This window comes from Acetobacter sp. AAB5, assembly GCF_050106715.1.
Lineage (GTDB): Bacteria > Pseudomonadota > Alphaproteobacteria > Acetobacterales > Acetobacteraceae > Acetobacter > Acetobacter oryzifermentans.
Window position 1 is genome coordinate 240705 of sequence record NZ_JBNIEW010000001.1, and the last position, 26936, is coordinate 267640.

The 26936-nt window shown below is 53.8% G+C and carries 27 protein-coding genes; 16 read left to right on the top strand and 11 right to left on the bottom strand.

The features are described 5' to 3' along the window. Nucleotides 1-156: 156 nt before the first annotated feature. Nucleotides 157-396, bottom strand: coding sequence for a hypothetical protein (locus ACP7IZ_RS01145; RefSeq protein WP_003622965.1), 240 nt, complete (start codon nucleotides 394-396; stop codon nucleotides 157-159). A gap of 246 nt (nucleotides 397-642) precedes the next feature. Between ACP7IZ_RS01145 and ACP7IZ_RS01150 the strand changes: the two genes are divergently transcribed. Both ACP7IZ_RS01150 and ACP7IZ_RS01155 read left to right on the top strand, forming a co-directional pair. Beyond that, a complete protein-coding gene (locus ACP7IZ_RS01150) occupies nucleotides 643-1398 on the top strand; it encodes an orotate phosphoribosyltransferase (RefSeq protein ID WP_012812827.1) in 756 nt (251 codons plus the stop codon). Between the two features lie 4 nt (nucleotides 1399-1402). Then, complete coding sequence (locus ACP7IZ_RS01155; RefSeq protein WP_426847525.1) at nucleotides 1403-2257, top strand: glutamate racemase; 855 nt, start codon at nucleotides 1403-1405, stop codon at nucleotides 2255-2257. Between the two features lie 34 nt (nucleotides 2258-2291). On the opposite strand, the gene ACP7IZ_RS01160 is transcribed toward ACP7IZ_RS01155, so the two are convergent. Beyond that, entirely contained in the window at nucleotides 2292-3362 is a 1071-nt protein-coding gene (locus ACP7IZ_RS01160) for a polyprenyl synthetase family protein (RefSeq protein WP_426847526.1), read from the bottom strand. A gap of 117 nt (nucleotides 3363-3479) precedes the next feature. On the opposite strand from ACP7IZ_RS01160, the gene ACP7IZ_RS01165 reads away from it, so the two are divergent. Beyond that, entirely contained in the window at nucleotides 3480-4235 is a 756-nt protein-coding gene (locus ACP7IZ_RS01165; RefSeq protein WP_426847527.1) for a tRNA1(Val) (adenine(37)-N6)-methyltransferase, read from the top strand. A gap of 5 nt (nucleotides 4236-4240) precedes the next feature. Here ACP7IZ_RS01165 and ACP7IZ_RS01170 read toward each other — a convergent pair whose 3' ends face one another. The 3 genes from ACP7IZ_RS01170 to ACP7IZ_RS01180 form a co-directional block, all read right to left on the bottom strand. Continuing rightward, nucleotides 4241-5260 (bottom strand): ribonucleotide-diphosphate reductase subunit beta, encoded by a 1020-nt coding sequence (locus ACP7IZ_RS01170; RefSeq protein ID WP_006115142.1) that lies wholly within the window; start codon nucleotides 5258-5260, stop codon nucleotides 4241-4243. Between the two features lie 73 nt (nucleotides 5261-5333). Continuing rightward, on the bottom strand, nucleotides 5334-7265 hold the full coding sequence (locus tag ACP7IZ_RS01175) for a ribonucleoside-diphosphate reductase subunit alpha (RefSeq protein ID WP_426847528.1): 1932 nt from the start codon (nucleotides 7263-7265) through the stop codon (nucleotides 5334-5336). Between the two features lie 188 nt (nucleotides 7266-7453). Then, a complete protein-coding gene (locus tag ACP7IZ_RS01180) occupies nucleotides 7454-8434 on the bottom strand; it encodes a Gfo/Idh/MocA family protein (protein ID WP_426847529.1) in 981 nt (326 codons plus the stop codon). A gap of 234 nt (nucleotides 8435-8668) precedes the next feature. Between ACP7IZ_RS01180 and secD the strand changes: the two genes are divergently transcribed. Then, a complete protein-coding gene (gene secD, locus ACP7IZ_RS01185) occupies nucleotides 8669-10234 on the top strand; it encodes a protein translocase subunit SecD (RefSeq protein WP_193562048.1) in 1566 nt (521 codons plus the stop codon). A gap of 12 nt (nucleotides 10235-10246) precedes the next feature. Further along, nucleotides 10247-11197: a protein translocase subunit SecF gene (secF, locus tag ACP7IZ_RS01190; RefSeq protein ID WP_063353915.1), complete on the top strand. Its 951-nt coding sequence runs from the start codon at nucleotides 10247-10249 to the stop codon at nucleotides 11195-11197. Between the two features lie 72 nt (nucleotides 11198-11269). Here secF and ACP7IZ_RS01195 read toward each other — a convergent pair whose 3' ends face one another. Beyond that, nucleotides 11270-11674, bottom strand: a complete 405-nt coding sequence (locus ACP7IZ_RS01195; protein ID WP_426847531.1) for a hypothetical protein — start codon at nucleotides 11672-11674, stop codon at nucleotides 11270-11272. Nucleotides 11675-11759: 85 nt separating this feature from the next. After that, the gene (gene mscL / locus ACP7IZ_RS01200; protein ID WP_019090146.1) at nucleotides 11760-12239 is read right to left on the bottom strand and encodes a large conductance mechanosensitive channel protein MscL; all 480 of its coding nucleotides are present in this window, start codon (nucleotides 12237-12239) and stop codon (nucleotides 11760-11762) included. Nucleotides 12240-12527: 288 nt separating this feature from the next. On the opposite strand from mscL, the gene rpmE reads away from it, so the two are divergent. The 3 genes from rpmE to ACP7IZ_RS01215 all read left to right on the top strand — a co-directional run bounded on the left by rpmE (nucleotide 12528) and on the right by ACP7IZ_RS01215 (nucleotide 14282). Then, the gene (rpmE, locus tag ACP7IZ_RS01205; protein WP_006115134.1) at nucleotides 12528-12758 is read left to right on the top strand and encodes a 50S ribosomal protein L31; all 231 of its coding nucleotides are present in this window, start codon (nucleotides 12528-12530) and stop codon (nucleotides 12756-12758) included. Between the two features lie 183 nt (nucleotides 12759-12941). Further along, nucleotides 12942-13448, top strand: coding sequence for an Hsp20 family protein (locus ACP7IZ_RS01210; protein ID WP_035351759.1), 507 nt, complete (start codon nucleotides 12942-12944; stop codon nucleotides 13446-13448). A 243-nt stretch (nucleotides 13449-13691) separates the two neighbouring features. After that, nucleotides 13692-14282, top strand: a complete 591-nt coding sequence (locus ACP7IZ_RS01215; protein ID WP_035351508.1) for a DUF1013 domain-containing protein — start codon at nucleotides 13692-13694, stop codon at nucleotides 14280-14282. Nucleotides 14283-14351: 69 nt separating this feature from the next. On the opposite strand, the gene ACP7IZ_RS01220 is transcribed toward ACP7IZ_RS01215, so the two are convergent. Beyond that, nucleotides 14352-14516, bottom strand: coding sequence for a YdcH family protein (locus ACP7IZ_RS01220; protein ID WP_080585990.1), 165 nt, complete (start codon nucleotides 14514-14516; stop codon nucleotides 14352-14354). A 239-nt stretch (nucleotides 14517-14755) separates the two neighbouring features. Here ACP7IZ_RS01220 and ACP7IZ_RS01225 point away from each other — a divergent pair, with 239 nt between their 5' ends. The 3 genes from ACP7IZ_RS01225 to ACP7IZ_RS01235 are packed head-to-tail and all read left to right on the top strand — an operon-like array spanning nucleotide 14756 to nucleotide 16733. Then, nucleotides 14756-14962, top strand: a complete 207-nt coding sequence (locus ACP7IZ_RS01225) for a YdcH family protein (protein ID WP_006115131.1) — start codon at nucleotides 14756-14758, stop codon at nucleotides 14960-14962. Nucleotides 14963-15006: 44 nt separating this feature from the next. Then, nucleotides 15007-15555, top strand: coding sequence for a 5-(carboxyamino)imidazole ribonucleotide mutase (gene purE / locus ACP7IZ_RS01230; protein WP_006115130.1), 549 nt, complete (start codon nucleotides 15007-15009; stop codon nucleotides 15553-15555). Next, nucleotides 15552-16733, top strand: coding sequence for a 5-(carboxyamino)imidazole ribonucleotide synthase (locus tag ACP7IZ_RS01235; protein ID WP_426847532.1), 1182 nt, complete (start codon nucleotides 15552-15554; stop codon nucleotides 16731-16733). Before purE ends, ACP7IZ_RS01235 begins: the two co-directional genes overlap by 4 nt. A gap of 22 nt (nucleotides 16734-16755) precedes the next feature. Here the strand turns inward: ACP7IZ_RS01235 and ACP7IZ_RS01240 are convergent, their stop codons facing one another. Beyond that, the gene (locus tag ACP7IZ_RS01240) at nucleotides 16756-17520 is read right to left on the bottom strand and encodes a JAB domain-containing protein (RefSeq protein ID WP_426847533.1); all 765 of its coding nucleotides are present in this window, start codon (nucleotides 17518-17520) and stop codon (nucleotides 16756-16758) included. Then, on the bottom strand, nucleotides 17517-18341 hold the full coding sequence (locus ACP7IZ_RS01245; RefSeq protein ID WP_426847534.1) for a JAB domain-containing protein: 825 nt from the start codon (nucleotides 18339-18341) through the stop codon (nucleotides 17517-17519). Before ACP7IZ_RS01245 ends, ACP7IZ_RS01240 begins: the two co-directional genes overlap by 4 nt. Nucleotides 18342-18386: 45 nt before the next feature. On the opposite strand from ACP7IZ_RS01245, the gene ACP7IZ_RS01250 reads away from it, so the two are divergent. The 5 genes from ACP7IZ_RS01250 (at nucleotide 18387) to ACP7IZ_RS01270 (ending at nucleotide 25326) form a co-directional block, all read left to right on the top strand. Beyond that, a complete protein-coding gene (locus ACP7IZ_RS01250) occupies nucleotides 18387-20618 on the top strand; it encodes an ATP-dependent helicase (protein WP_426847650.1) in 2232 nt (743 codons plus the stop codon). Further along, complete coding sequence (locus ACP7IZ_RS01255) at nucleotides 20618-21538, top strand: 50S ribosomal protein L11 methyltransferase (protein ID WP_426847535.1); 921 nt, start codon at nucleotides 20618-20620, stop codon at nucleotides 21536-21538. Before ACP7IZ_RS01250 ends, ACP7IZ_RS01255 begins: the two co-directional genes overlap by 1 nt. Before the next feature lie 42 nt (nucleotides 21539-21580). After that, nucleotides 21581-23362 carry an aminopeptidase P family protein gene (locus ACP7IZ_RS01260; protein WP_426847536.1) on the top strand — a complete coding sequence of 594 codons (1782 nt, stop codon included), beginning with the start codon at nucleotides 21581-21583 and terminating at the stop codon, nucleotides 23360-23362. 97 nt (nucleotides 23363-23459) lie between these two features. Continuing rightward, nucleotides 23460-24491, top strand: coding sequence for an isocitrate/isopropylmalate dehydrogenase family protein (locus ACP7IZ_RS01265; protein WP_426847538.1), 1032 nt, complete (start codon nucleotides 23460-23462; stop codon nucleotides 24489-24491). 97 nt (nucleotides 24492-24588) lie between these two features. After that, entirely contained in the window at nucleotides 24589-25326 is a 738-nt protein-coding gene (locus ACP7IZ_RS01270) for an NUDIX hydrolase (RefSeq protein ID WP_426847539.1), read from the top strand. Nucleotides 25327-25345: 19 nt separating this feature from the next. Here ACP7IZ_RS01270 and ACP7IZ_RS01275 read toward each other — a convergent pair whose 3' ends face one another. Beyond that, a complete protein-coding gene (locus tag ACP7IZ_RS01275) occupies nucleotides 25346-26893 on the bottom strand; it encodes a peptide chain release factor 3 (RefSeq protein ID WP_035351513.1) in 1548 nt (515 codons plus the stop codon). Nucleotides 26894-26936: the final 43 nt, after the last annotated feature.

Here is a 26936-nt window from a genome sequence, read left to right on the forward strand (position 1 = left end):
CTAACCCAAAAAGCCGGTTTTCCTTATGGAAGACCGGCTTTTTGTTTGTACTGTTCTTCAGCGTCACAAAGACACAAGCCACCACTTGGGCATAAAAAAACGCATGCCCTAACGGAACATGCGTCTGATTACATAGGGCTGTACGCCTTAGGTGCGTTAGTTGCAATCACACCCTTTGGTTGGCCCGGAATCCATGCGGACAACGTGATGATCAATCCATTCGGACACAAGGCGGCGCGCCTCATTCACTGATGCTTCGGGGTGATGAATACGGTACAAGGTGGTGCAGGCATTAAATGCCGTAACATCCGCTGTCCCAACTTCGCGCAGTTCCTTGTAAGCCGTTATAACGGCCCGCTCACACTTGCGCGCGATACGATTAGCTTCGGCGGCCACGGCATATTCCTTAACTGATAATCAATCTTAACTGGGAATGATTAAACGCTACATCCACCATATAAGCAAGGTGCAAAAATCAATTCTGGGGCTTTTGAACATCACAAGTTTTTCACTCATACGCCGCACACCTATTTATCTGGCATGCATATGCAGGAAAACTGCCATATCAGGCATAGATTTTCCACGCCTGCGGCGTTATTCCAAACATATATAGACAACCGCCAAATTCAAGGACATGCGCACATGACATCACCCTCAGGCGTGGCCTCTGCCCACCCCGCTGAGACCAGCGACTGGGACCGCGACGCGGCCCTGACCACCGCACGCCTGCTGCTGGAAATCAAAGCCGTAAATTTCCGCCCGGAAGATCCTTACACCCTGACTTCTGGCTGGAAATCTCCCGTCTATATTGATTGCCGCCGCATTATCTTTTTCCCCCGCGCCCGTGCCAAAATTATGGAACTTGGGGTGGAAAAAATTGGCCGCCACGTTGGGTATGAAAGCCTGGATGCCGTTGTGGGTGGTGAAACCGCAGGCATTCCGTTTGCCGCATGGATGGCAGACCGCATGATGCTGCCGATGGCTTATGTGCGTAAAAAACCCAAAGGCTTTGGCCGCAATGCCCAGATTGAAGGCGATGTGCCCGAAAACATGCGCACCCTGCTGGTGGAAGATCTGACCACCGATGGTGGCTCCAAAGTGCAGTTTGCCAACGCGCTACGTAATGCTGGCGCCATTATCAACCACGCATTTGTTGTATTCTATTACGGCGTTTTCCCCGGTGCGCAGAACACGCTTGCAGAAATGAACGTATCTTTGCATGCCCTGTGCACATGGTGGGATGTGCTAGAAGCATGCTCTACACGGCCATACTTTTCTGAAGAAGCTGCATCAGAAGTGCGGCGTTTTCTGGAAGATCCTTGCGCTTGGTCTGCTCGCCACGGTGGCGTTGGCACTTTGGAAGAAGCCGCTGCATTTAAAGCCAACAAGGATAAATAAAACGGTGCAGATAGATGGCCCTGCCCTTTTTGGCCCCCGGCATATTCTGGCATTTGATTCCGGAATTGGGGGCTTGGGTATTGTCAGGGCCATTCAAGCGCTGGCGCCAGATGTCTGCATAGATTATTTGGCCGACACCGCCATTTTTCCGTATGGCGAACAGGATGACGATTTTCTTATTGAGCGAATCGTCTCCTTGCTTTCTCAGGCTATTCGGCGGCTTCAGCCTCAGGCTGTGGTGGTGGCCTGCAATACGGCCAGCACATTAGCGCTGGAAGCCCTGCGGACCGCATGGCCAGATATGCCCTTTGTAGGATGTGTTCCGCCCATACGCTGGGCTGCGCGTATCACCCAAACCAAGGTTATCGGGTTGCTGGCCACACGCGCCACCGTGCGGCGGCCCTACCTTTCTCGGCTCCATGCGCTTTACGCGCCAGAATGCACACTTATTGCCCACGCCGCCCCCGGCTTGGCTGGGTGTGCGGAATTAGCCTTCCGTGGGCAGGATGTGCCTGATTCTACGATTTTACAAGAAATAGAAGGGCTGTTTGTTCACCCGGATTCTAACAGACTGGATGCTGTAGGCCTTGGCTGCACACATTATACCTTTGTGCTGGACCGCCTGCGTGCGCTCTCTCCACCCGGCCTGACGTGGCTAGACCCCGCACCAGCCGTAGCGCGGCATACCTGCAACCTGCTGGCTCATTTACCACACAAAACCCACGCACACCCCTGCGCATGGTTTACGGCCCTACCTGATACTCAGAACGATCAAGCCCTGCTCACACACTTAAAGCCTTACAGGTTCAGTGCTGTGACATTATGGGAAGATATTAATGAGGTAGAAGCCAGCTATTAACCCGTAATAGCCAGCCCCCAATACACAGCTGCTCTTAACGCTCGCGGCTGGCAGAATAACTGGCCGTTTCCAGCAGCAGGTTTTTCAATGTGTCATCTGGGAACATGGAAAGATTTTCACGTGCTTTAGCCGCGTAATCTTCCGCACACTTTAGGGTAATCCCAATTGCATTTGTTTCTGCAATACGGGCCAACGCGGCTTCCAGATCTCCGGGGTGCTGATCACATTCCTCAATCACCCGGCGCCAGAAAATCCGGTCTTCCTCATTCCCGGCTTCGTAAGCTGCCAGAACAGGCAGGGTGACTTTTCCTTCACGGAAATCATCCCCTACTTCCTTGCCCAGTGTGGCCTGATCTGCCGCATAATCCAGCGCATCATCCACAAGCTGGAAAGCCATGCCCAAATTGGCACCATACATGCGCAATGCTTCACGCTGTTCTGGCGTAGCTTCACCAATGACAGCGCCAGATTCGCACGCAGCAGCAAACAGCGCTGCTGTTTTGCCGTAGATAACCTGCAAATACTGATCCACCGATGTGGAAAGATCATTCTGCGTGGTCATCTGCATGACCTCACCTTCCGCCAGCGTGGCAGAAGCCGCAGACAGAATCGCCATAACACCCAGTGAGGCATCGGCTGTTAGAATCTGGAAAGACCGCGCAAACAGGAAGTCCCCCACCAGCACAGAAGCCTTGTTGCCAAAAATGGCATTGGCACTTGCCAGCCCACGGCGAAGCTGGCTGTCATCCACCACATCATCATGCAGCAGCGTGGCTGTGTGAATGAATTCTACACACGCGGCAATTTCTACATGCCGCATGCGCCCATCCTGATTATTGTAGCCGCACATTCTGGCCGCAGCCAGAGTGAGCAAGGGCCTCAGCCGCTTTCCGCCAGCCGCCACTAAATGGGCCGCAAGCTGCGGTATAAGTGCCACGGGGCTTTGCATACGGTCTACAATGACCTGATTGCAGGCAAGCATGTCCGACGCAAGATAATCGGCCAGCGCTTTCAGGCCTGCTTCTCCTGGTTTACTCACTGAAACTCCAGATCCATCCTGGCTTGTGGTTCTGCCTGTTTCTGACAGACTGATTGCAACACCCAAACGTTTTATCCCCCAGCCATGGGATGAGTTGACGTTCTTCTATATGCGAGGCACCTGAAAAACGGTCAAGCGCCTACGAATTCAAGCCAGCCAGACACATAGCTCCCATCGGAAACCATGCCAGCTCGTTTTGCCATTACTCCCGGAACGCTTTTGCGTGGCCGTATCTCCTATAGCCAGTTTCTGCAAGGCTATCGCACCGGGTTGGAACCCGTGCTTATGGCTGCCGCTGTACCGGCCCGTAAAGGCCAGCATGTGCTGGAAATTGGCTGTGGCGCTGGGGCCGGGCTGCTTTGCCTGCTCCACCGCGCCCCCACCCTTCAGGGCACGGGCGTGGAAAAAGAAAGTGATACAGCAACTCTGGCCCAACAAAACATGGCCGCCAACCACCAGCAAAATATCAGGATTCTAAACGCCACATTTCCCGATGTTTTTCTGGAAGATAACCCGCTGCCCGAACAATATTTTGACCACTGCATGGCGAATCCACCGTGGCATGCCCCTTTAGGCACAGCCTCGGCGCACCCGCGTCGTGATCTGGCCCGGCGTATGGGGGCAGATACTTTACCCACATGGATTGCAGGCGCTGCCCGAATCCTGCGCCATAAGGGCAGCCTTACGCTTGCTTTGCCCGCGGCACTGGCAGACCAAGCCATTTTCTGCCTGAGCAAATCCGGATTTGGGGGTGTTACGCTTTATCCGTTCTGGCCAAAGGCCGGACGAGAATCGCGCATTGTCTTGGTGCAGGCCCGCAAAGGCGTTAAAAGCCCAGCCCGTGTTTTGGCTGGGCTGGTGCTGCACGAAGCCGATGGAGCTTTCACGCCATCGGCTCGCACAGTGCTGGAAGAAGGCGCCCCGTTACCGGGGCTATAAGCTGTTTATTCGAACACGGAGTTTTCAAAAGCCTCTTCCCACGTACCGGCTGTGGAAGCGCGGCTGTATTCCGTGGAGCGGTTTTCAAAGAAGTTGGTGTGTTCTACGGCATTCAACATATCATCCAACCACGGCAGCGGGTTGGTTGTGGTGTTGTAAATTGGCTCCAGCCCAAGCTGGGTAAGGCGACGGTCTGCAATAAAGTGGATATAGGTTTTCACCTGCTCCGCATTCAGCCCTTCTACAGCACCCATTTCAAAGGCCAGATCAATAAAGGCCTCTTCATGCTCTACAATGGTGCGGCAAATATCTGTTAGTTCCGTGCGCAGCTGCTCTGTCCACAGCTCAGGGTTTTCCTGAATGAACACGCGGAACAACCGGATAATGGACAGGCAGTGCAGTGTTTCATCCCGCACAGACCATGACACAATCTGCCCCATGCCCTTAAGTTTGTTGAAGCGCGGGAAGTTTAGCAGAATGGCGAAGGATGCAAAAAGCTGAAGCCCTTCCGTAAAGGCCCCAAAGGCTGCAAGCGTTTTGGCGATTTCATGCTTACTGTCCACCGTGAACGTTTGCATGTAATCGTATTTATCCTTCATTTCCTTATACTTAAGGAAAGCGGAATACTCGGTTTCGGGCATACCGAGTGTATCCAGAAGGTAGCTGTACGCTGCAATATGAATGGTTTCGATGTTAGAGAACGCTGAAAGCATCATCAGCACTTCCGTGGGTTTAAACACACGGCTGTAGTGCTTCATGTAGCAGTTGTTCACTTCCACATCGGACTGGGTGAAGAAGCGGAAAATCTGCGTCACCAGATGCTGTTCACCTTCGTTCAGAACGCGGTGCCAGTCTTTTACATCATCGGCCAGAGGCACTTCTTCTGGCAGCCAGTGCAGGCGCTGCTGCGTCAGCCACGCATCATACGCCCACGGGTAGCGGAACGGCTTGTAAACCGGGTTGGCTGTCAGCAGGTCAAACTTCTGTTCCTGCTGCGGCTCCTGACCAGACATATGCTCGCTCATGCTGCCTCCCTTAACGGCAACACGCAGGATGCCGTCATATTTCTTTTATAAACAAATTGTTAGTAGCCAATGCTTACTGACAGGCCAAGCATTCTTCGTAGTCATTCCCGCTTGATGCAGAACCTGACGCTGCTTGGGATGAATCCACATTCATCACATCATTCTTGGCCAGAACATTGCTCACTGTATCTGCACGCTGGATAGACAGGCTGCGGCAATAATACAAAGATTTCAGGCCCTTCTTCCAAGCCATGTAGTGGATCTGGTGCAGATCCCGCTTATGCACATCGGCCGGAAGGAACAGATTGACGGACTGTGCCTGACAGATAAACGGCTGGCGATCTGCCGCATGCTCCACGATCCAGCGCTGATCCAGTTCGAACGCGGTTTTAAACACGTCCTTTTCCTGCTGGGTCAAAAAGTCCAGATGCTGCACACTGCCTTTGCTGGTGGTGATGGAAGACCACACCTCCGGCGTATCCTGCCCTTTTTCCTCCAGCAGCTTCTGCAAGTGCCGGTTACGTACGGTAAAGGAGCCGGAAAGCGTTTTCTGCAAGAACACATTGGCCGCAATTGGCTCAATGCCCGGGCTGGCGTTCCCCGCAATAATGGAAATGGACGCCGTGGGCGCAATGGCCATCTTGTTAGAAAAGCGTTCCATAACGCCGTATTCTTCAGCATCCGGGCATGGGCCGCGCAGTTCCGCCAACTTGCGGGATGCTGCATCCGCCTGCTCACGAATATGCTTGAAAATCTTACGGTTCCAGACTTTTGCTATCACGCTTTCAAACGGCACGTTGCGGCTTTGCAGGAAGGTGTGGAAGCCCATAACACCAAGCCCAACAGAGCGTTCACGCATGGCCGCATATTTGGCGCGGTGCATATCTTCTGGCGCACGGTCGATGAAGTCCTGCAGCACGTTATCAAGGAACAGCATCACGTCCTCAATAAACTGCGGGTTATCCTTCCACTCATCCCATGTTTCCAGATTGAGGGAAGAAAGACAGCATACAGCCGTACGTGCCTTGCCGTGATGATCGATCCCGGTTGGCAGCGTAATTTCGGAACACAGGTTGGAGGTTTTTACTTCCAACCCGGCCAGCTTGTGGTGTTCCGGCCGCGCATTGTTCACATGGTCGGAGTAAACAATGTAGGGCTCACCCTGCTCCATGCGGGCCGTAAGAATACGTATCCACAACCCACGGGCAGAAATCTTGCGGATAACACTGCTATCCTTAGGGGAGATCAGCGCCCATTCATCATCGCTTTCCACGGCCCGCATAAAGGCGTCTGACACCAGCACACCATGATGCAGGTTTAGCGCCTTACGGTTGGGATCTCCCCCAGTGGGGCGACGCAGTTCGATAAATTCTTCAATTTCTGGGTGCCAGACTGGCAGATACACCGCAGCAGACCCACGGCGCAAAGAGCCCTGAGAAATAGCCAGTGTGAGGCTATCCATCACGCGGATGAACGGAATAACGCCGGATGTTTTGCCGTTGCGGCCAACATTTTCACCAATGGAGCGCAGGTTGCCCCAATAGGAGCCAATGCCGCCGCCCTTACTGGCTAGCCACACGTTCTCATTCCACAGGTCAACAATGCCCTTCAGGCTATCGCTGGCTTCGTTCAGAAAGCACGAAATAGGCAGCCCGCGTGATGTTCCGCCGTTAGACAGAACAGGCGTTGCTGGCATGAACCAGTGCTTACTGATGTAATCATAAATACGCTGGGCATGGGCTGCATCCGCCCCGTAATACGAGGCCACACGGCCAAACAGATCCTGATACCCTTCATCCGGCAAAAGGTAACGGTTATCCAGCGTGGCCTTACCAAAAGGTGTTAGCAACGCATCACGGGAGCGATCTACCCGCACTTGGTGGTGGCCGGGCAACTGCACCATATCTTCCATCTTGCCAGCATTGAACAGATCGGGTTCCCCGGCTTCTGCGCCCCCGGACGAGGAACGACGAATGTCATTTTCCTGTACGTCAATCAGGGTCATGGCTGGGTTACTCCGCTATTTTCTGCGTCAATTTTGGGGTCGGATGGGGGGCTTTGCCTCCGCACCATATCTCGTGCTTGTGCTCTATCTCGCCCCCTATATCTAGTGAAATTTTGCACAGGAAGCCAGAAAAAGGGGCTTGAAATTTTGAAAGTGGCGGTTTTCTCCCGCTTCTGTGGGGTGCTTTTTTATTCGGCCTGAATCAGTCCGGAAAGCTCCATCCGGCGGCGAGATTCGGCAATACCATCTGCCACGGCCAGAGCCGCCGCCAGAGCGCGCCGACCGGCATTTGCGTCCACCACCACAGGGGCACCATCCAGACACGCAGCAACAAAAGCTTCGTGTTCAGCCATAAGCGAATCATGTTCTTTCCACGTGATGTGCTCGCGCCGGAATCCGCCTGTGCCCGGTAAGGGAAGGCCCCGATCACGGCCAATCATTGTCAGTTCCCGTTTTACAAAATCGGCGGACAAGTAGCCTTCCTCAGAAAACAGGCGCATGCGCCGTTCCGTTTTCAGCGAGATGCGGCTGGCGGTTATGGTGGCCACACAGCCGTTTTCAAACCGCACACGCGCATTGGCAATATCTTCATGAGCAGAGCTTACCGCCGCACCCAAAGCATCCACCTGCGCAATGGGGCTATCTACAATAGCCAGAACCAGATCCAGATCATGGATCATCAGATCCAGAATAACGGATACATCCGTGCCGCGCGGCTTGTAGGGGGCAATGCGTGTGGCCTCTATATAAAGAGGGCGGGTGATGCGCTGGGTAATGGCATCGTGCTCGGCAGAATAACGCAGCAGGTGCCCAACCTGACAGACCAGCCCGCTTTCATGCGCCAGAGTAACCAGAAAATCTGCCTGTTCCAGCGTGGCGGCTATGGGCTTTTCCACCAGCACATGCTTACCCGCACGCAGCGCTTGCACTGCCAGTTCAAAATGAAATTCTGCTGGAGCAGCCACAACCACGGCATCACACGCCGCCAGTAGGGTATCTACATCCTGCATAACGGGGCATCCGGCTTCCTTTGCGACCAAGGCCGCGCGCTTGCTATCGGGGTCAAACAGCCCCACCAGCGTTTCCCGCGCAACGTGGCGCACTTTCAAGGCATGAAAACGTCCGAAATGTCCGGCTCCAATTACGCCAACCTTAAGTGTTTCAGCCATGAAATCCGCCTTCTATTTGTGCCCTACAAGACTGCATGCAGGCGTAGCACCCCCGTAGCCGAATGCAAGCGCTCCCAACAACAGGCAGCCTTGCCGCAAACTGATGCAGTTTGGCCACGTACATCTTGGTGTGGCGGCCATACAACAGGTATGAAACGCGAATAATGCAGCACAACGGTTGCATCCCGCCTGCCGGGGCGGCATGTTCCCGGCAAGAAAACTGCAAGCGATCAGGTGAGAATGTATTACAGCCGCCTCAAACTGGCCTCGGTGCTGGGCGTGTGCCTGTTGGGCCTGCTGCTGTGCCTACCCAACGGTATGCGCAAGCCTTTCCCTTCCATACCATGGCGTCAAATCCATCTGGGGTTAGATTTGCGGGGTGGGTCTTACCTGCTGATGCAGGTTGACCTTAAAAGCCTCACGCACGACAGGCTCCAGACCCTGGCAGAAAACACGCGTGATGCCCTGCTGAAATCTCAGCTCGGTTATCAGAACATCAACGTGAATGCCGACAAAAACACCGTCTCCTTCCAACCGCGTGATGCGGCTGAAGCAGATAGGGATGTTGCTACGCTGGACAAGCTGCCCCGCGTTGTGCCCAATGAATTCAGCGTTAAAAAGCAGGATGACGGCACAATTGCTCTGGTGCTTTCTGCAGATGCCATTAAGGCCCGCGCGCGGGAGGCTGTTACACAGTCTATCGAGATTGTGCGCCGGCGTATTGATGGCACGGGCGCGGTTGACCCCGAAATCACCCGTCAGGGCGATGATCGGATTGTGGTAGAGCTGCCCGGCATCAGTGATCCAGAACGGATTAAAGCGCTGCTTGGCACCACAGCCAAAATGACCTTCCGGCTGGTAGATTCCAACCCACTGCACGCCACCTATGCGCCCCCGGGTGTCAGCCTTGTGCCTATGGCTAACCCGGCGGAAGGCGGCCCCCTGCCTGTTTTTGACCATGTGGATGTGGATGGCACAGACCTGACAAACGCAGGCGCTGTGATTGACCAGCAAACAGGCGAATGGGCTGTCAGCTTCTCGTTCGATTCAGTCGGCACGCGCGCTTTCTCATCTGTTACGCAAACCAATGTTGGCAAACGCTTTGCCATTGTTCTGGATAACAAGGTGATTGAAGCCCCCGTTATCCGCACCCCCATTACGGGCGGTAACGGGCAGATTACGGGCGGGTTTGATGCCCAGAAAGCCACGGATCTGGCACTTATGCTCCGTGCTGGCGCGCTGCCCGCGCCTTTAAGTGTGGTGGAACAGCGCAGCATCGGGCCATCTCTTGGGGCCGATTCCATTCGGGCCGGTATTCTCAGCCTTGGCGTTGGCTTCCTGCTGGTTGTGGTTTTTATGGTGCTGTTTTATGGCCGCTTTGGCTGGTACGCAGATATCGCCCTGCTGGCCAACCTTGTGCTGATGGTTGCCATTCTCTCTCTGTTCGAAGCCACACTTACACTGCCGGGTATGGCGGGTATGTTGCTAACCTTGGGTATGGCGGTGGACGCCAATATTCTGATTAACGAACGCATACGCGAAGAAGTAGCCCGTGGCCGCACCCCTTTGGCCGCCATGCAAACCGGGTTTGAACGCGCCACCTCCACCATTGTAGATAGTAATGCCACGGCCTTTTTGGCCCATGTCATGCTGTTTGTATTTGGCACCGGGCCGGTGCGTGGCTTTGCGCTAACCATTACCATTGGTATTGCCACCACGCTGTTCACCACCCTGCTGCTTTCCCGCATGCTTATGGCCCGCTGGTATGCGCGTACGCGCCCTGCCAGCCTGCCTGTCTGAAGCGAGGCCATTATGTTCGGACGTCCTCTTCTGCGTTTTGTGCGCAAAGACACGCATATCAACTTCATGCGTGGCCGGTACATGGGGCTTATTGTCTCGGCCGTGCTTTCCATTGCCTCTATTATTCTGTTCTTCCACCCCGGCCTTACGCTGGGGCTGGATTTTAGAGGCGGCATTGTGGTGGAAGCCAAAACCAGCGGCCCAGCAGATTTTGCCAAGCTGCGTACGGCGCTGGCGGCACAGCATATCTCCCACGCATCGCTACAGGCATTTGGCGCGCCCGATGATGTGTTGATCCGCCTGGATGCCGGAGATGACCAGAATACAGATGCCGTGGTGGACACTGTGCGCCGCGCAGTTACAGATGCACAGCCCGGCACCACCATTTTGCGGGCCGATGCGGTTGGCGCTTCTGTTTCGGCCGAGCTGTTCCGCAATGGTATGCTGGCCCTTGGGCTCAGCTTAGCCATGATTCTGGTTTACATCTGGTTCCGCTTTGAGTGGGAATTTGCCCTTAGCGCCGTGATCACGCTGGTTCTGGACCTGACCAAAACCATGGGCTTTCTGGTTATCACGGGTTTTGAATTCGACCTTGTGATGGTGGCCGCCATTCTGACCATTCTGGGCTATTCCACCAATGATAAGGTGGTGGTGTATGACCGCGTGCGTGAAAACCTGCGCAAATATCGCACCATGCCTCTGATGGAGTTGATCAACCTTTCCATTAACGAAACGCTGAACCGTACTTTGGGCACATCCTCCACCGTGTTTTTGGCGGCTCTTCCGCTGGCACTATGGGGCGGCGCTACGCTTTCCGGTTTTGCATGGACCATGTTGTTCGGCATTGTGGTGGGTACCTCCTCCTCCATCTTCATTGCAGCGCCGCTGCTGCTGTTTATGGGAGAAGGCAGACTAAAACGTGGCGCCAAAGCTGGCCCAGCCCCAGCGCAGCAGAAAAGCTGATACGCTTTTCCTTGCAACAATAAGCCAACAAAAAACGGAGCAGGTTATGCACCCTGCTCCGTTTTTTTATGCCTAGCGCATGAAACCGGATGTTGGCGGTGGTGGTAAAAGAATGGCGCCAGACAACGCCGGAGAAAGAGGCTGCGTGGGTTGTTCCACCGCACCAATAAAATCTTCCACCTTCTGGCCCGCCTTCCGCAGCCTGCGCCGGGTTGGTTTATCCCGAAACGCCAGAATAGCCAGAAGCGCGTTTCTGTCTGTTGTAATAATATTGAAGACTTGGGTAGGTGGCAGATCTTCTGTCATTATCCGCCCGCGCGCCATGCCATTGGCTATAACGTAACTGTACAGCAATGTACGCGGTGTTTCCTGCACCTTCAGCCCGCGTGAGCTTTGGCACCCTGCCAGCCCTAAAATAGCCAGAACACCTATTGCTGAACGAAAAAAAACCGGAAAGCCGGATCGGGAGCGCTTCATATAAGAAGCATATCCCATATCCCACTTTCCGGGAACAGATCACACAGCCACCATTTTAAGCCAATGGTGGCTGGCATAAGGCGTATTAGCCCTGATGCGGTGCCTGATCTTTATTGTTGGCTGCCAGTTCATCACGAATCTGCTCAAGCAGAACTTCGGTTTTGGATGGCGGCGGCGGTGCCTTGGGTTCTTCATCTTCACGCACATGCAGGCGTGTCAGGGCCTTAACCATCCAGAAAATAGCCATGGCCACAATCAGGAACTGGATAACGGCGTTCAGGAACAGGCCAATGTTCAGTGTAACGGCACCTGCTTTCTGGGCTTCTGCCAGAGTTGCCAGATGCGGGCCCTTAAGCGTGATGAACAGGTTGGAAAAATCAATCCCGCCGATAAGCAGACCAATCAATGGGTTGAAGATGTCTTTTACCAGGCTGTTCACAATGGATGTAAACGCAGCACCAATAATAACACCAACAGCCAGATCAACAACGTTGCCGCGCATGATGAATGCCCGGAACTCGCCCACCCAGCCTGGGGCATGGACGTGAGATTTAAGGTCAGCCATACAAAAATTCCTGTTTAATACTGAAAAATCCGCCCAGAGGTAGCCGTTTTACTGCTTTTTCCTCAAGCCCCTGTATCAAGATTGACACATTTTTCTTAATATTTGAGGTATTCTGTAGCACAAATGCTGCACAAACGCTGTTATTTGCCCCTTATATGCTTCACTTCATTATCATGCCCAACAAGGCAAATGAACGGTTGATCCAGCATACGCATTTCGTTTATATGCACGGCAATCTTGGCCCGGTCGGTATCGGGCCCTTTCTGCTGTAACGAAAGAACCAGTTTCATGAAACCCGGCATTCACCCCGATTATCACGAAATCAATGTTGTCATGACTGACGGCACGGAATTCAAGACGAACTCCTGCTATGGCAAGGCTGGCGACACGCTCCGTCTGGACGTTGACCCCAAGTCTCACCCAGCTTGGACAGGCGTGCAGCGTATGCTGGATACCGGGGGCCAGGTTGCCAAGTTCAACAAGCGTTTTGCTGGTATTGGCACCCGCAAAAAAGGCTGATTTTTCAGTTCTTTGCGTATGCAGAAAAGCCCCGCCTCTTGAAAAAGAGCGCGGGGCTTTCCACGTTCAGGGGTAAGGAAATGCCCGCATATGGGGTTTCCGCCAAAAAACGCTGCCGGGCACGATTGCCTTCGGGGGTCTTGGCAAAACCGGCAGAACCTTGCTGAACGAGGAGGTTCTTACATGAGTTACGATTTTACACCGCTATTTCGCACGGCAATTGGCTTTGACCGCCTTGCACAGGTTATGGATTCTGCGGCCCGCTCACCGGGCAACTCCAGTTTTCCGCCCTACGATATCGCCAAAACGGGAAGTGATAGCTACACGCTTACCATGGCCATAGCCGGTTTTGGGCCGGAAGATATAGAACTGGTGGTGCAGGATAACACGCTTGTTGTATCTGGCCGTGTTAATGCTCCGCAGGATGAAGGAGAAATCCTGCACCGTGGCATTGCCCGCCGTGCGTTTGAACGCCGCTTTGCACTGGCAGACCATGTTGAAGTAACAGGCGCAGAAATGAATAACGGGCTTTTGCGCATTACGGTGCAGCAGATTATTCCTGAAGCGCTTAAGCCGCGCCGTATTCCTGTTAAAACTGTCAGCACCACGCCAGAAGAACGTGCCGTTACAACCGAGCAGAAAAATCAGGTGTCGCAGCAACCTCAGCAATCTATTGCCACAGCCGCCTGATTGCTGAAGTTTTACCAATACATTCCATATAGGCCCAGCAAGGGGGAAACTGCGGTTTCCCCCTTATTTAATGTGTAGAATATTGGGCCGTTATGTGTATTGCGGCTTGACCTGAAGCAGCCACTCCCCCCATATCGTGGCACAGATGCGCGCCGGCAGGCACGCAGGCCTGCGGAACACGTTCCGGGCCGTCAAGTTCCCGGTGCCTGCGCAAGCGCCGCCCGACGACAGGAATACAAAAACATGACGACCCTACCGTTAATGCCCAAAGCAACTGCTGTGTGGCTGATTGAAAAAACTGCTCTCAGTTTTGAACAGATTGCCGCTTTTTGCGGTATGCACCCGCTGGAAGTGCAGGCCATTGCTGATGGCGAAGTGGCACATGGTATTGTCGGGTATGATCCGGTTGCGAATCACCAGCTCAAGCAGGAAGAAATCCAGCGTTGTGAAAAAGACCCCAACGCACGGCTGAAAATTCTGCCTTCTAACAACCCTGTGCGCCGTCGCTCCAAGGGGGCGCGTTATACGCCTGTTGCTAAACGTCATGATCGTCCGGATGGCATTGCATTCCTGCTGCGCAACTATCCGCAACTGAGCGATCAGCAGGTTGTTAAGCTGCTTGGCACCACCAAAGATACCATTGCCAAAGTGCGCAACAAGCAGCATTGGAACACCCCCAACATCAAACCGCGTGATCCGGTAACCGTGGGGCTGTGCAGCCAGACAGATCTGAACGCTGCCGTGCACGAAGCCAATATGCGTCTGGAACGTGATGGGCAGGAAATTCCTGCACCCGTAACAGATATGGAAAGCTTTAGCTCTTCCGAAAACTAATGGAATGATGCCCTGAGGCAGAAGATCATTCTTTCTGCCTCAGAAGCATTTAAGCTGCCAAATACGGCGTTAAACCGAAAGGCGCTCTATTTCTTCCTTTATTCGTAGCTTTTGTAATTTTAAGCACATCAGCACGCGCTCGTCCGGTCTGGGGCGTCCGCCTTCGCTCATAATTTTCTGATCAATACGGAAATGGCGCGATTTAAGACTCTCGATCCTTGAAAGGCGTGTCATTTGGGTGCCTCCACTCGATTGATGACCCACAAACGCTAACGTACCGAGGATAAGAAAGTTCATGTTAATTTCATATATCACGCCCTGCTGGTATGGGGGCTGAGCATAGAAGTTTTTTTGTAATCCTGGCTGGCGTCCGGCTCTTACATGGTAAACACTGCTTCGGGCATGCTATTCACTCTGCGGGCCGCCAGACCCGGCGCACGATTCCGCATCAGTGGTGAAGGAGACAGGACATCATGCTGCGAGATCGCGATTTACTGCTTGCCCAACTGCATGAACTGCGTAGTGAACACAGAGATCTGGATACAGTTATCAGCCGAATGGGGCATGAAACCACCTTTATTGATCAACTGTATCTCCAGCGGCTTAAAAAGCGTAAACTCCTGTTAAAAGATCAGATCACCAAGGTTGAAAGCCTTCTGATCCCTGATGATATCGCCTAAACCACCCCGTTACAGACTTTAGAAAACCCGGATAGATACCTACCGTGAGCGAAACCGCCCCCCTGCCCTCCGCTTCCGATGCTTTAGATGACAAAGCAGCCTCTGCCCCAGTTGTGGGGATTATCATGGGCAGCCAGTCAGATTGGGAAACCATGCGCCATGCTGATGGATTGCTGACCGAGCTGGAAATCCCGCACGAAACCCTGATTGTTTCAGCCCATCGCACACCAGATCGGCTGGCGGATTATGCACGCACGGCAGCCGAACGCGGGCTAAACGTTATTATTGCTGGTGCTGGCGGGGCTGCGCATCTGCCGGGTATGTGCGCGGCATGGACACGCCTGCCCGTTTTAGGTGTTCCGGTAGAATCCCGCGCACTTAAAGGCATGGATAGCCTGCTTTCTATTGTGCAGATGCCCGGTGGCGTGCCCGTAGGCACTTTGGCTATTGGTGCATCCGGGGCAAAAAATGCAGCCTTGCTGGCAGCCTCCATTCTGGCGCTGCACAATCCGGCCCTTGCTGCGCGGCTTGAAACATGGCGCGCATTGCAGACAGCCTCTGTCCCCAACTCCCCCATTACCGAAGATAAATGACCTCCTCACATTCTCCGCTTAAGCCCAATGCCGTAATCGGCATTGTGGGTGGTGGCCAGCTTGGCCGTATGTCTGCCATTGCAGCTGCACGCCTTGGGTTTCGCACACATATTCTGACAACCGAGGCCAATGGCCCGGCGGCTCAGGTTTCTCACGCTGTAACATGCGGCAAGTATGATGATCCGGCAGCACTGGATGCATTTGCCAGCGCGGTTGATGTTGTAACTTTTGAGTTTGAAAACATCAGCGCAGATGCGTTGGACCTTTTGGCCACACACTGCCCTGTGCATCCTTCGGGCCATATTTTGCGCATCAGCCAAGATAGACTGGCTGAAAAAACTTTTTTTGCTTCTGCGGGCATCCCATTAGCGCCGTGGCATGCGGTCACAGATGTAAAAACCCTACATGAAGCCGCAGAAAAAGTTCGCTTACCGCTGATTCTCAAAACCACCCGCAATGGATATGATGGCAAAGGCCAGCGCCGCGTGCACCATATCCATGATCTGGAAGACGCTTTTAACGCCTTGGCACCACATCCTCTGGTTGCAGAAGGTATGGTAGATTTTGCCTGCGAAATTAGCGTTATGGTGGTGCGCAGTGCAGATGGTACGGTGCGGTGTTTTGATCCAGCGCTCAACCGGCACTGGAATGGTATTCTAGACCTTACGCTGGCTCCGGCCCCTATTGATCCAAACATTGCCGCGCAGGCCGTAAAACTGGCCACCACGATTGCAGAAAAACTGGAATTGGTGGGCATTCTGGGCGTTGAGATGTTTGTTGATCGCACCGGCAACCTGTTGGTGAACGAAATGGCCCCCCGCCCCCATAATTCGGGCCACTGGACCATGAACGCCTGCCCGCAGGATCAGTTTGACATGCACATCCGTGCGGTTGCGGGGCTGCCTTTGCCCCATGCTGCGCGCCATTCTGATGCCATCATGAAAAATCTAGTCGGGCCGGAAGATATGGCCCTGTTGCCACAGATTATGGCTACTCAAGGCTTTATTCCGCACTTATACGGCAAGAAAGAAGCCCGCGTTGGCCGTAAAATGGGACATGTGAATATTTTGTTCCCCTACGGCGCACTCCCCGGCAATTTGGGTATTCAGGATGCTTTGGGGCCACTGGCCACCAAAACCGCTGCCCCGGAACCAAAAGAAGACGCAGCCGCCAGTTAAGACATTGCGTGAAGCAGGATATTTACAAAAGCCCTGCTTCACGCATGCTCAACAGCTTTTCTCCGGCAACAATAATATGATCCCATACGTGGATATTCATAATTTTTGCCGCACCACAAATTTGCGTTGTCATCACCACATCATCGGCTGAAGGTGTTGGGTCTCCGCTTGGGTGATTATGCACCAACACCAGCATGGTGGCTTTGAGCTGCAAAGCGCGTGATACAATTTCCCGCGGGTAAACAGGCGTATGGTCCACCGTGCCCTGCCCCATAACATCATCAACCAGAAGCTGGTGCTTTTCATTTAGAAACAATACGCGCACCTGTTCGCGCTTTTCAGGCCCCATAACAGCCCGTAAATACGCATAAAGTTGTGTGCTATTAGCCAGTATGCCGGAACGGCGTAATCTTGCGCGTTGGATACGCAACCCAGTTTCACGCGCCAACATCAGCAAAACACGTGCAGCTTCTGGCAATGCCTTTATGCTTTTACTTGGCTCCTGCCAGCTTATAGCTGCCATTACTGCGGATAGGTTTCCATATTCATGTAATAAATTCTGCGCCTGTTCCTGTGCTTTAGCATTGCGCGGCTGTGCCTGTACTATAAGCCTGCATAGCAGAGAAATATCCGTTTCTTCCGCCCCAGGAGCTTCCGGCACTGTGCCGCCATAAATTTCGGCTGGAAACGCAATAGCTTCCGCAGTTGAAACATTCAGCCGAAAATGCGTGGCATCAGCAAATTGGCTTGTCGCTTTTTTTTCGGGTTTTGTAGGTGGGCGCGTCAAAATTTCGGCCCTGCGTGGTGGTTAAAGCTACGCCATTCACCGCACCCAATGGCAATATGATCATGCACCTCCACCGCCAACAACGGTGCGCTACGCTGCAATTCCCTTACGAAAGGCGCATTTTGCGCAAGGCTCTGATCCAGCGTTTGATCTTCTGCCACCAAATCCACAGTTACCAACGCACAGGCATGCAAAGCCAATGCACGTTGCAAAACCAGCGCCACAGCCTGCCGAATACAGGCCATAGCCTCATGGCTGCTACCTTCATGCAAAAACGCTGGCACAGTTTCATCGGCAATTAACTGGTTGCGGCTATCCAGAAACAAGGCACGCACCTGCCCTCTGGGCGCGTTTGCCAGATAAACATCTGCATATTCTAAAATACTGTCCCAGTTTCCCAAAAACTGGCGTGATTCCTCACCACTTTCTGGCAACCGGTCTGCCACGCAGGCTACATCTTGCAATACTGCGGCACTTGCCCGTGTAACACCACTGATCTGGCGCAGATTTTCTTCTCCTGCTTCCAGCACAGCCTGCAAAGAACCAAATGTATTGATAAGGCTTTTTGCCAAGGGCTTTGTATCTTTACGTGGAATCCCGACATACAACAGCATTTCCAGCAATTCGTAATCAGCCAAGGAAGCTGCGCCCTGGGCCAACACGCGTTGGCGCATACGTTTGCGATGCCCTGTAGGGCCGGTGCTTTCAAAAACAGGCATGGCACCTTGTGGCGCATTTAAACAACCGTGGGTTGTGTCAGCCTTTACTGCAAAGCTGCTGGGCTTTTTTTGCCTTTTCTGCTCAGCCGACTGTCTCCCCATTCCATTGCTCCGTTTGGCCTGAAGCGCACATGCTTATATAAAGGCATGGTGAATACGTCCGAACACCCCTCCGCCCCGCTTTTTTCATCTCCGTCTGCCTCGGGTGACAGTTATCTGGCTCGTCTTAACCCCGAACAGCGCGCTGCTATTGAAACAACGGATGGCCCTTTGCTGGTGCTGGCTGGTGCTGGCACAGGCAAAACACGGGTTTTAACCACCCGCTTTGCGCATATCCTGCTTACAGGCCGCGCCAAGCCATGGCAGATCCTGACAGTAACCTTTACCAATAAAGCTGCGCGAGAAATGCGTGAGCGTATTGGCCTGCTTTTGGGCAGTCCGGCAGAAGGGCTATGGCTAGGCACATTTCATGCTCTATGTGCGCGTATGCTCCGCCGCCATGCCGAATATGTGGGGCTCACACAAAGCTTTACCATTCTGGATACGGATGACCAGATACGCCTGCTCAAACAGGTTATGGCCCCGTGGCAGATTGATATCAAACGCTGGCCTGCTCCTGGCCTTTTAGGGGTTATCCAGCGCTGGAAAGACCGCGGGCTTACACCAGAGCGCATTACCCCCACCGAGGATTCGGACTTTGCCAACGGCCACGCCCGCGCCATTTACACCGCGTATCAGGCCCGCCTGAAGCAACTGAACGCCTGCGATTTTGGTGATCTGATGCTGCATGTGACCGAAATTTTGCGCACACGGCCTGATGTGCTGGCACAGTATCATCGCCTGTTCCGTTACATTCTGGTGGATGAGTATCAGGATACCAACACCATTCAATATCTCTGGCTGCGTCTGTTAGCCAAACACGCAGAAGGCCCGGCCAATATCTGCTGCGTGGGGGATGATGACCAATCCATCTACTCATGGCGTGGTGCAGAAGTTGAAAACATTCTGCGGTTTGAAAAAGATTTTCCCTCCGCCAAGGTTGTGCGGCTGGAACGCAATTATCGCTCGACCCGACATATTCTGGGCGCTGCCGCAGGGCTTATCGCCCATAATAGCGAACGGTTAGGCAAGACACTTCGCCCTGGCAGAGAAGATGCAGAAGGTAAAAAAGTTAGCGTTCTTGGTGTGTGGGATTCGGATACAGAAGCCCGCATGGTATGCGAACAGGCAGAAAAACTACGCGCACAAGGCCACGCTCTAAAAGAAATAGCCATTCTGGTGCGTGCGGGCTTTCAAACCCGCGCGTTTGAAGAACGGCTTATGCAAACAGGCCTTCCCTATCGCATTGTAGGTGGCCTGCGTTTTTATGAACGTGCAGAAATACGTGATGCACTGGCCTATATGCGCGTGCTTAGCCAACCGGCGGATGATCTGGCGTTTGAGCGCATTATCAATGTACCCAAACGCGGCGTTGGCCCTGCCGGGTTGCAAAAGCTGCATGCTGCTGCCCGCGCCAACAGCCTGCCCCTTACCGGCGGCACGGAAAAGCTGCTGGAAGATAACGCGCTTAAAGGAAAATCCGCCGCTCATTTGCGCCAGTTGATGGAAGCCTTTGCCAGCACGCGCGATATTTTAGCGCGTGAAGGCCATGTGGTGGCTGTTGAACACCTGCTGGAAGAAAGCGGGTATCTGGACATGTGGCGGCAGGACCGCTCCCCCGATGCGCCGGGGCGGCTGGAAAACCTGAAAGAGCTGACACGTGCACTGGCTGATTTTGGAACGCTGGGCGAGTTTTTAGAACATGTTGCCCTTGTGATGGATCATGATGAAAACGGGCAGGACGATTACCTGTCCATCATGACTCTGCATGGTGCCAAAGGGCTTGAATTCGATACAGTCTTTCTGCCCGGGTGGGAGGAAGGCGTTTTTCCCTCTCAACGCACGTTGGATGAAGGCGGCCTGAAAGGGCTGGAGGAAGAACGTAGGCTAGCTTACGTGGGCATTACACGCGCACGGCAGGAAGCCATTATCTTTCACGCAGGCCGCCGGCGTATTTACGCCAACTGGCAGCCCTCCATGCCCAGCCGCTTTTTAGACGAACTGCCGGATGAACACATCGTCCGCCATGATGAAGGCGGTGCGTTCCAGCGGCAGGGCCTTAACCTTTCCGAATCCGTGTTTGATAACGGCCCCATTATTGCCCGCCGCAGAAAAGACCCCATGCTGGAAGCCGCACCGGCCCTGCAACTGGGTGACCATGTGCGCCACCCCCGCTTTGGGGAAGGCATCGTTATTTCGGCAGATCGGCACCATGTTGAAGTGTCTTTTGAATCTGTCGGCACCAAACGTCTTCTTTCATCCTTTATCGAGAAAATCTAATGGCCCCTCCTACCCGCCGTCATGCCACCAGCCTTGAAACCATTTCTGTCACTGTGCCGGAAGCGGCGGTGGAAGCTTACGAAAACGCCATTGGCAGCGTATGCGCCACGGTTGGTATTTTTGAAGCCAACCCGGAAGGTACCCTGTGGCGGGTAGAAGGCGTGAAAGATACCGGACACCGGGAAGATGAACTAACCGCCGGCCTTGTGCTGGCCGAACTGACAAGTGGTGTTGCCGCCCCACTGGAACGCGCCAGCACGGAAGCAGAAGGCTGGTTGGCCCGCACGTATGAGGCTTTTCCCGAACAGGAAGTGGGCCGCCGTTTTGTGGTGCGCGGCACGCATTTGCCCGATTCTAAAAATGCCACCCGAATTGTGCTCACGCTGGATGCGGGCGTAGCTTTTGGATCAGGCGAGCATGGCTCCACCCGCGGGTGCCTGCGCGCGCTGGAGCGTGTGGCTTACCGTCGCCCTCGCCGGATTTTGGATCTGGGCTGCGGCACCGGTATTCTGGCCATGGCTGCTGCGGCATTGCTGCACCAAAAGGTGCTGGCAGTGGATATTGAGCCGTGGTCTGTGCGCGTAGCGGCACAAAATGCCAAGCGTAACCAGCTTGGGCGCGTGCTTACATGCCGCTTGGGCAATGGGTGGCAAACGCCTGCTATCTGGAAGGCCGCACCGTTTGATCTGGTTTTTGCCAATATTCTGGCCCGCCCCTTGTGCCTGATGGCCAAAGATCTGGCACGGTATCTGGCCCCCGGCGGCACGGTTATTCTGGCAGGGTTGTTGCGCACACAGGTACGTATGGTGTTGGCCGCGCATCGGCGGCAGGGGCTGGTTCTTGAGCAGGAACTGACAGAAGGAGAATGGGCCACCCTTATTCTACGCCGCCCGGTTCTTCCTGTTCGAAAAACAGCCTGATCAGCCTTTTCTTTCCCTACGTTATTTCAGGACACAGTTTTCATGACGTCTGCATCTTCCGCCCGGTTGGCTGCGCTGCGCACCCTTTTGCAAAACGAGGGTTTGGATGGCCTGATTGTGCCCCATAGCGATGAGTTTTTGGGGGAATACACACCAGCCTGTGCAGAACGTCTGGCATGGTTAACTGGTTTTACGGGCAGCGCAGGCATAGCCATTGTGCTGCCCCATACAGCCGCTGTGTTTTCTGATGGTCGTTACATTACGCAGATGGATCAACAGGTGGACGGCACGTGCTGGCAATGCCTGCATATCAGCCAGACACCTCCGGCCATGTGGCTGAAGGAGCAAGCCAAACCAGAAACCCGTGTAGGGTATGATCCGCGTGTGATGAGTGCAGCGGAGCTACGCCCGTTTGTAGCCCAAAGCGGCGTGATACTGGTGCCAACATCCCGCAATCTGGTGGATGATATCTGGGCAGACCGCCCGGCTTTTCCCTCTGCTCCAGCCTGTATGCACCCGCTGGCCTTTGCTGGCCGCAGTTCTGCCGAAAAACGGCAGGAAATTTCTGCAATTCTTACCCAGAATGGTCAGGATGCTGCGGTTCTGAGCGATTCCGCCTCTATTGCGTGGCTACTGAATATTCGTGGCTCCGATATTCCCTGCACACCCGTAGCTTTGGCATTTGCGCTGGTGCATGCAAACAACTCGGTCGATCTGTTTATAAAGCCAGAAAAAATCCCGGCAAACGTTAAGGAATGGCTCGGCTCTTCCGTGCGCGTGCATGCACCGCAAGAGATGGCGCAGGTTCTGGCAACCCTGAAAGGCAAAACCGTTGGTGTAGATCCCGCCAGCAATGCCGTCTGGTTTGGCCAAACGCTCACCCACCACGGCGCAACAGTGCAGGAAACACCAGACCCGTGCCTGCTGCCCAAGGCCCGCAAAAACAAAGTGGAACAGATGGGCATGCGCACAGCCCATCTGCGTGATGGTGTAGCACTTTGCCGTTTCCTGCATTGGCTGGATACAAAGGGCCGCAACTGCACAGAGCTTGAAGCCGCCACGCAGCTTGATGCCTTTCGTGCCGAAGGGAAGGATTACCGGGAGGAATCCTTTCCCGCCATTTCCGGTTCTGGCCCCAATGGAGCCATTATCCATTACCGCGTTACGCCGGAAAGTGACCGAAAACTACAGGATAACGAAGTTTATCTGATTGATAGCGGCGGCCAGTACCCCGAAGGCACAACCGATGTTACCCGCACTGTCTGGACCGGCCCCGATACGCCACCAGCCAGCTTGAAAGACGTATTTACCCGCGTGCTCAAAGGTAATTTGCGTTTGGGCCGTGCGCGGTTTCCTGTTGGCACCAAAGGCCACGCGCTAGATGCACTGGCTCGGTTTGACCTGTGGCAGGCTGGGTTGGATTATGATCACGGCACCGGCCACGGTGTCGGCAGCTTTCTTTCCGTGCATGAAGGGCCTGCGCGTATTTCTAAAATGCCTTCTCCCATTACGCTGGAAGAAGGCATGGTGATTTCCAACGAACCGGGCTTTTACAAACCCGGCGCCTACGGCATCCGTCTGGAAACACTGGTAATGATCCGCCCGAATGACATGCCGCATTCCGATCGAGCTTTTCTGGCATTTGAAACCCTTACATTGGCTCCTTTTGACAGACGGCTGATTGACCTCGCCCTGTTAGGCCCGGAAGATACCGCCGTGCTGGACGCGTACCATGCTCAAATCTTGGATCAGGTAGGCCCTCACCTGCCATCTGATGCACAGAAATGGCTGAAAACAGCATGCGCACCTCTCAAGAGGCCGTGAGAGACGGAGTCTTTCCTCTCTGGTCACGAAATTGAGAATCGCATGCACCGTAAAACGGGCGCAAAACAGGCTACGAAGTTGAAGGGAGCTTCTCAGAATGACGACAGACAGCAAGACCATTCCAGCCACTCTTATTGCAGGTGATGGCATCGGCCCTGAAATTGTTGAATCAGTTACCGAAATTCTGGATACCGTTGGGGCCCCATTTGTATGGGATCGCCAACTGGCCGGCATGGCGGGTGTGGACGCGGTAAATGACCCGCTGCCCAAGCAGACAATTGAAAGCATCCGGCGCACTGGCCTGGCCCTGAAAGGCCCGCTGACAACTCCAGTTGGTGGTGGGTTTAAATCCATCAACGTAACCCTGCGTCAGGAATTTGGCCTGTTTGCCAACCTGCGCCCAACCAAAACCATCATTCCCGGTGGTCGGTTTGATGATATCGACCTTGTTCTGTTCCGTGAAAACCTTGAAGGTTATTACGCAGCAATGGAACATTACATTCCGGTGGGGGATGACCCCAAGGGCATTGCGCTAAGCTCTGGCTTTAACTCCCGCGCAGAATGCCGCCGGATTGTAAAGTTTGCCTTTGAATATGCAGTCAAGAATAACCGCAAAACGGTTACCATTGTTCACAAGGCCAATATCCTCAAACTGCTGACAGGCCTGTTCCTTGAAGAAGGCCGCAAGGTTGCAGAAGAATATAAAGGCCGCATCGAATTCAATGAACGGATTGTAGATGCCTGCGCTATGCAGCTTGTCATCAACCCGTGGCAGTTTGATGTGATTGTAACCTCCAACCTGTTTGGTGACATCCTTTCTGACCTTACGGCCGGTCTGGTTGGTGGTCTGGGTATGGCACCGGGCGCAAACATTGGTGAAAAAGCCGCTGTGTTTGAAGCCGTGCATGGTTCTGCACCAGATATCGCAGGCAAAGGCATTGCCAACCCACTGGCTCTGCTTCTGGCTGCTGTTATGATGCTGCGCCACGTAAACCGTGATGATCTGGCTGACCGTATTGATGCCGGCATCAAAAAGGTTATCACCAACGGTACAGTGCGCACGAAAGATCTGGGCGGCAATGCCACCACAAAGGATCTGACAGCAGCTCTGAAACAGGCAGTTGCCTGATACTCAGCATTACGGCTGTTCAAAAAACCGATTGCGATGGAAAGGGAGCCCTTGTGGCTCCCTTTTCTTTTAACCGCATCTCACATTAGGGTAAGGTATGACCCGTTCTTTTGGTGGCCCATGGCCTGCCCTCCCCCTTTCTGCTTCATTCCGCATTGATGTAGAACCATCACCTCCGGCTGTTCCGGCAGATATCGAGCAGGAAATTACGCATCTCTGGCAGCAAGCCTGTGCAACAACGCCTGCCTTATTTAATGGCTGCGTCTTTTCGGCCTCCTGCGTAACGCGTACCGTTATTAAAGGTTACTGGACAGAGTATCGTCGCGTATTCGCGCAAATGAAGAACCCTGCGCTTTTTCCATTTTTGCGGCTGCAACCATTGGCTGTGGTCGGGTTGGTGCGTACGCCAGATGGATATGTGTTAGGCCGCCGCAACCCATCATCTATCTATCAGGGAAATTTTTGGCAAAGTCCGCCTGCTGGTAGCATTGAAAAACGCACAGATGCCGAAAGTATCAATCTGGCCGAGCAGATTTTAGCAGAAGCCACAGAAGAATTGGGGCTGGATGCCAAAAACCTACAGGTTGAACAGCCACTTATGGCAGTACGGCACCCTCATACCCGCGTGTTGGATATTGGGCTTGTGTTGGAAACCCAGCTAACTTTTAAAAAAGTAGAAGAAAGTTGGAGGCAACATGCCAATAAAGAATACGACATGCTGGCCTGCGTGCCTGCCAAAAACGTAGCAACATGGCTGGAGCAAAACGCTATTCTGCCAACCAGCCAGTACCTTCTGCAACATGAGCAAAAAAGCAAAACACTGCGCACCGTATGATGCGCCAGCGTTAAATTGCTTATTTAATTTCCACACCAATCTGCTTGATATCATGGAAGTTGATATCCGGGTTCTGTTCTTCCGTACGGCGCATCATAAATGCTGACGTGGCCAGAAACACCGGATCATCATCCAGATCATCCGCCATGGCGGAGCGATGTGCAGCGGCAAAGGCCTCAATTTTTTCACGCGGGCCGGTAATCCAGCGGGCCAAAGAATACGGCGTGGAATCAAAACCAATGGCTACGCCGTATTCTGCTTTCAGGCGAGATTGCAGCACATCAAGCTGCAAAGTACCCACAACGCCAACAATCGGCTGTGCGCCATCTTGCGGGCGGAACAACTGCACCACCCCTTCTTCCGCCAACTGCACCAGCGCCTGTTTGAGCTTTTTGGCCTTCATGGCGTCATCCAGCCGCACGCGGCGCAGAATTTCCGGGGCAAAATGCGGCACACCGGTAAACTGGATATCTTCACCCTCTGTTAGCGTATCGCCAATGCGCAAGGTGCCGTGGTTGGGAATACCCACCACATCCCCAGCAAAGGCTTCTTCTGCCAGATGTCTATCCTGCGCAAAAAAGAACTGTGGCGTATGCACTGCAAAGCTTTTGCCTGTGCGCGTGTGTTTAAGGCGCATGCCACGGCTTAGCTTGCCAGAACAGATACGGGCAAAGGCAATACGGTCACGATGGTTGGGGTCCATATTCGCCTGAATTTTAAACACCAGCGCCGTCATGTTCGGCTCCGTGGCCTTTACCACACGGGTTTCTGCAGCCTGATCGCGCGGGGGGGGGCCAAAAGCCACCAGTGCATCCAGCAGATCGGTCACCCCAATTTCCTTGATCGCACTCCCGAAGAACACGGGGGTAAGGTGCCCGGCATCGAAGGATTCTTTATCAAACTCCGGCAGCGCGGCTTCTACCAGCTCCAGTTCCTCACGCATCTGCACAAGGCGGGCATCATCTTCTGGCAGATCAACCGTTGTATGCAGTTTTTTGGTAAGAATATCGTAAGTACCAACAAACGTGGCCGCGCGCCCCACCGGCCATGTGGCGGGAGATGTATCTAGCGCAAGGGATGATGCAATTTCATCCAGCAGGGCAAATGGGTCCTGCGCCTCACGGTCCATCTTGTTGATGAAGGTAACAATCGGAATATCGCGCAGGCGGCAAATCTCGAACAGCTTGCGTGTGCGATCTTCAATCCCCTTAGCAGCGTCAATTACCATTACGGCGGAATCTACGGCTGTTAAGGTACGGTAGGTATCTTCGGAGAAGTCTTCATGTCCGGGTGTATCCAGCAGGTTGAAGACGCAGCCGCCGTAATCGAACGTCATGACCGAACTGACAACGGAAATCCCACGGTCACGCTCAATGCCCATCCAGTCAGACCGTGTGCGGCGGCGTTCGCCCTTGGCGCGCACGTTGCCCGCCATCTGAATAGCCCCACCTGCCCGCAATATCCGTTCTGTCAGCGTGGTTTTACCAGCATCCGGATGCGAGATAATAGCAAAGGTCCGGCGGCGGGTAATGTCACTGCTAAGAGGGGCGGATGCGGTATCAGACATAAGGGCTCTGTTCCGAAACAAACATGAGTAAAAACGGCAAACG

What these genes read in the sequence shown, in the direction of transcription:
- ACP7IZ_RS01150 (WP_012812827.1), top strand. Translation starts at nt 643, where the DNA reads ATGACATCACCCTCAGGCGTGGCCTCTGCCCACCCCGCTGAGACCAGC.
- ACP7IZ_RS01165 (WP_426847527.1), top strand. Translation starts at nt 3,480, where the DNA reads ATGCCAGCTCGTTTTGCCATTACTCCCGGAACGCTTTTGCGTGGCCGT.
- ACP7IZ_RS01170 (WP_006115142.1), bottom strand. Translation starts at nt 5,260, where the DNA reads ATGAGCGAGCATATGTCTGGTCAGGAGCCGCAGCAGGAACAGAAGTTT.
- ACP7IZ_RS01175 (WP_426847528.1), bottom strand. Translation starts at nt 7,265, where the DNA reads ATGACCCTGATTGACGTACAGGAAAATGACATTCGTCGTTCCTCGTCC.
- ACP7IZ_RS01180 (WP_426847529.1), bottom strand. Translation starts at nt 8,434, where the DNA reads ATGGCTGAAACACTTAAGGTTGGCGTAATTGGAGCCGGACATTTCGGA.
- secF (WP_063353915.1), top strand. Translation starts at nt 10,247, where the DNA reads ATGTTCGGACGTCCTCTTCTGCGTTTTGTGCGCAAAGACACGCATATC.
- ACP7IZ_RS01195 (WP_426847531.1), bottom strand. Translation starts at nt 11,674, where the DNA reads ATGAAGCGCTCCCGATCCGGCTTTCCGGTTTTTTTTCGTTCAGCAATA.
- mscL (WP_019090146.1), bottom strand. Translation starts at nt 12,239, where the DNA reads ATGGCTGACCTTAAATCTCACGTCCATGCCCCAGGCTGGGTGGGCGAG.
- rpmE (WP_006115134.1), top strand. Translation starts at nt 12,528, where the DNA reads ATGAAACCCGGCATTCACCCCGATTATCACGAAATCAATGTTGTCATG.
- ACP7IZ_RS01210 (WP_035351759.1), top strand. Translation starts at nt 12,942, where the DNA reads ATGAGTTACGATTTTACACCGCTATTTCGCACGGCAATTGGCTTTGAC.
- ACP7IZ_RS01215 (WP_035351508.1), top strand. Translation starts at nt 13,692, where the DNA reads ATGACGACCCTACCGTTAATGCCCAAAGCAACTGCTGTGTGGCTGATT.
- ACP7IZ_RS01220 (WP_080585990.1), bottom strand. Translation starts at nt 14,516, where the DNA reads ATGACACGCCTTTCAAGGATCGAGAGTCTTAAATCGCGCCATTTCCGT.
- ACP7IZ_RS01225 (WP_006115131.1), top strand. Translation starts at nt 14,756, where the DNA reads ATGCTGCGAGATCGCGATTTACTGCTTGCCCAACTGCATGAACTGCGT.
- ACP7IZ_RS01235 (WP_426847532.1), top strand. Translation starts at nt 15,552, where the DNA reads ATGACCTCCTCACATTCTCCGCTTAAGCCCAATGCCGTAATCGGCATT.
- ACP7IZ_RS01245 (WP_426847534.1), bottom strand. Translation starts at nt 18,341, where the DNA reads ATGGGGAGACAGTCGGCTGAGCAGAAAAGGCAAAAAAAGCCCAGCAGC.
- ACP7IZ_RS01250 (WP_426847650.1), top strand. Translation starts at nt 18,387, where the DNA reads ATGGTGAATACGTCCGAACACCCCTCCGCCCCGCTTTTTTCATCTCCG.
- ACP7IZ_RS01255 (WP_426847535.1), top strand. Translation starts at nt 20,618, where the DNA reads ATGGCCCCTCCTACCCGCCGTCATGCCACCAGCCTTGAAACCATTTCT.
- ACP7IZ_RS01260 (WP_426847536.1), top strand. Translation starts at nt 21,581, where the DNA reads ATGACGTCTGCATCTTCCGCCCGGTTGGCTGCGCTGCGCACCCTTTTG.
- ACP7IZ_RS01265 (WP_426847538.1), top strand. Translation starts at nt 23,460, where the DNA reads ATGACGACAGACAGCAAGACCATTCCAGCCACTCTTATTGCAGGTGAT.
- ACP7IZ_RS01270 (WP_426847539.1), top strand. Translation starts at nt 24,589, where the DNA reads ATGACCCGTTCTTTTGGTGGCCCATGGCCTGCCCTCCCCCTTTCTGCT.
- ACP7IZ_RS01275 (WP_035351513.1), bottom strand. Translation starts at nt 26,893, where the DNA reads ATGTCTGATACCGCATCCGCCCCTCTTAGCAGTGACATTACCCGCCGC.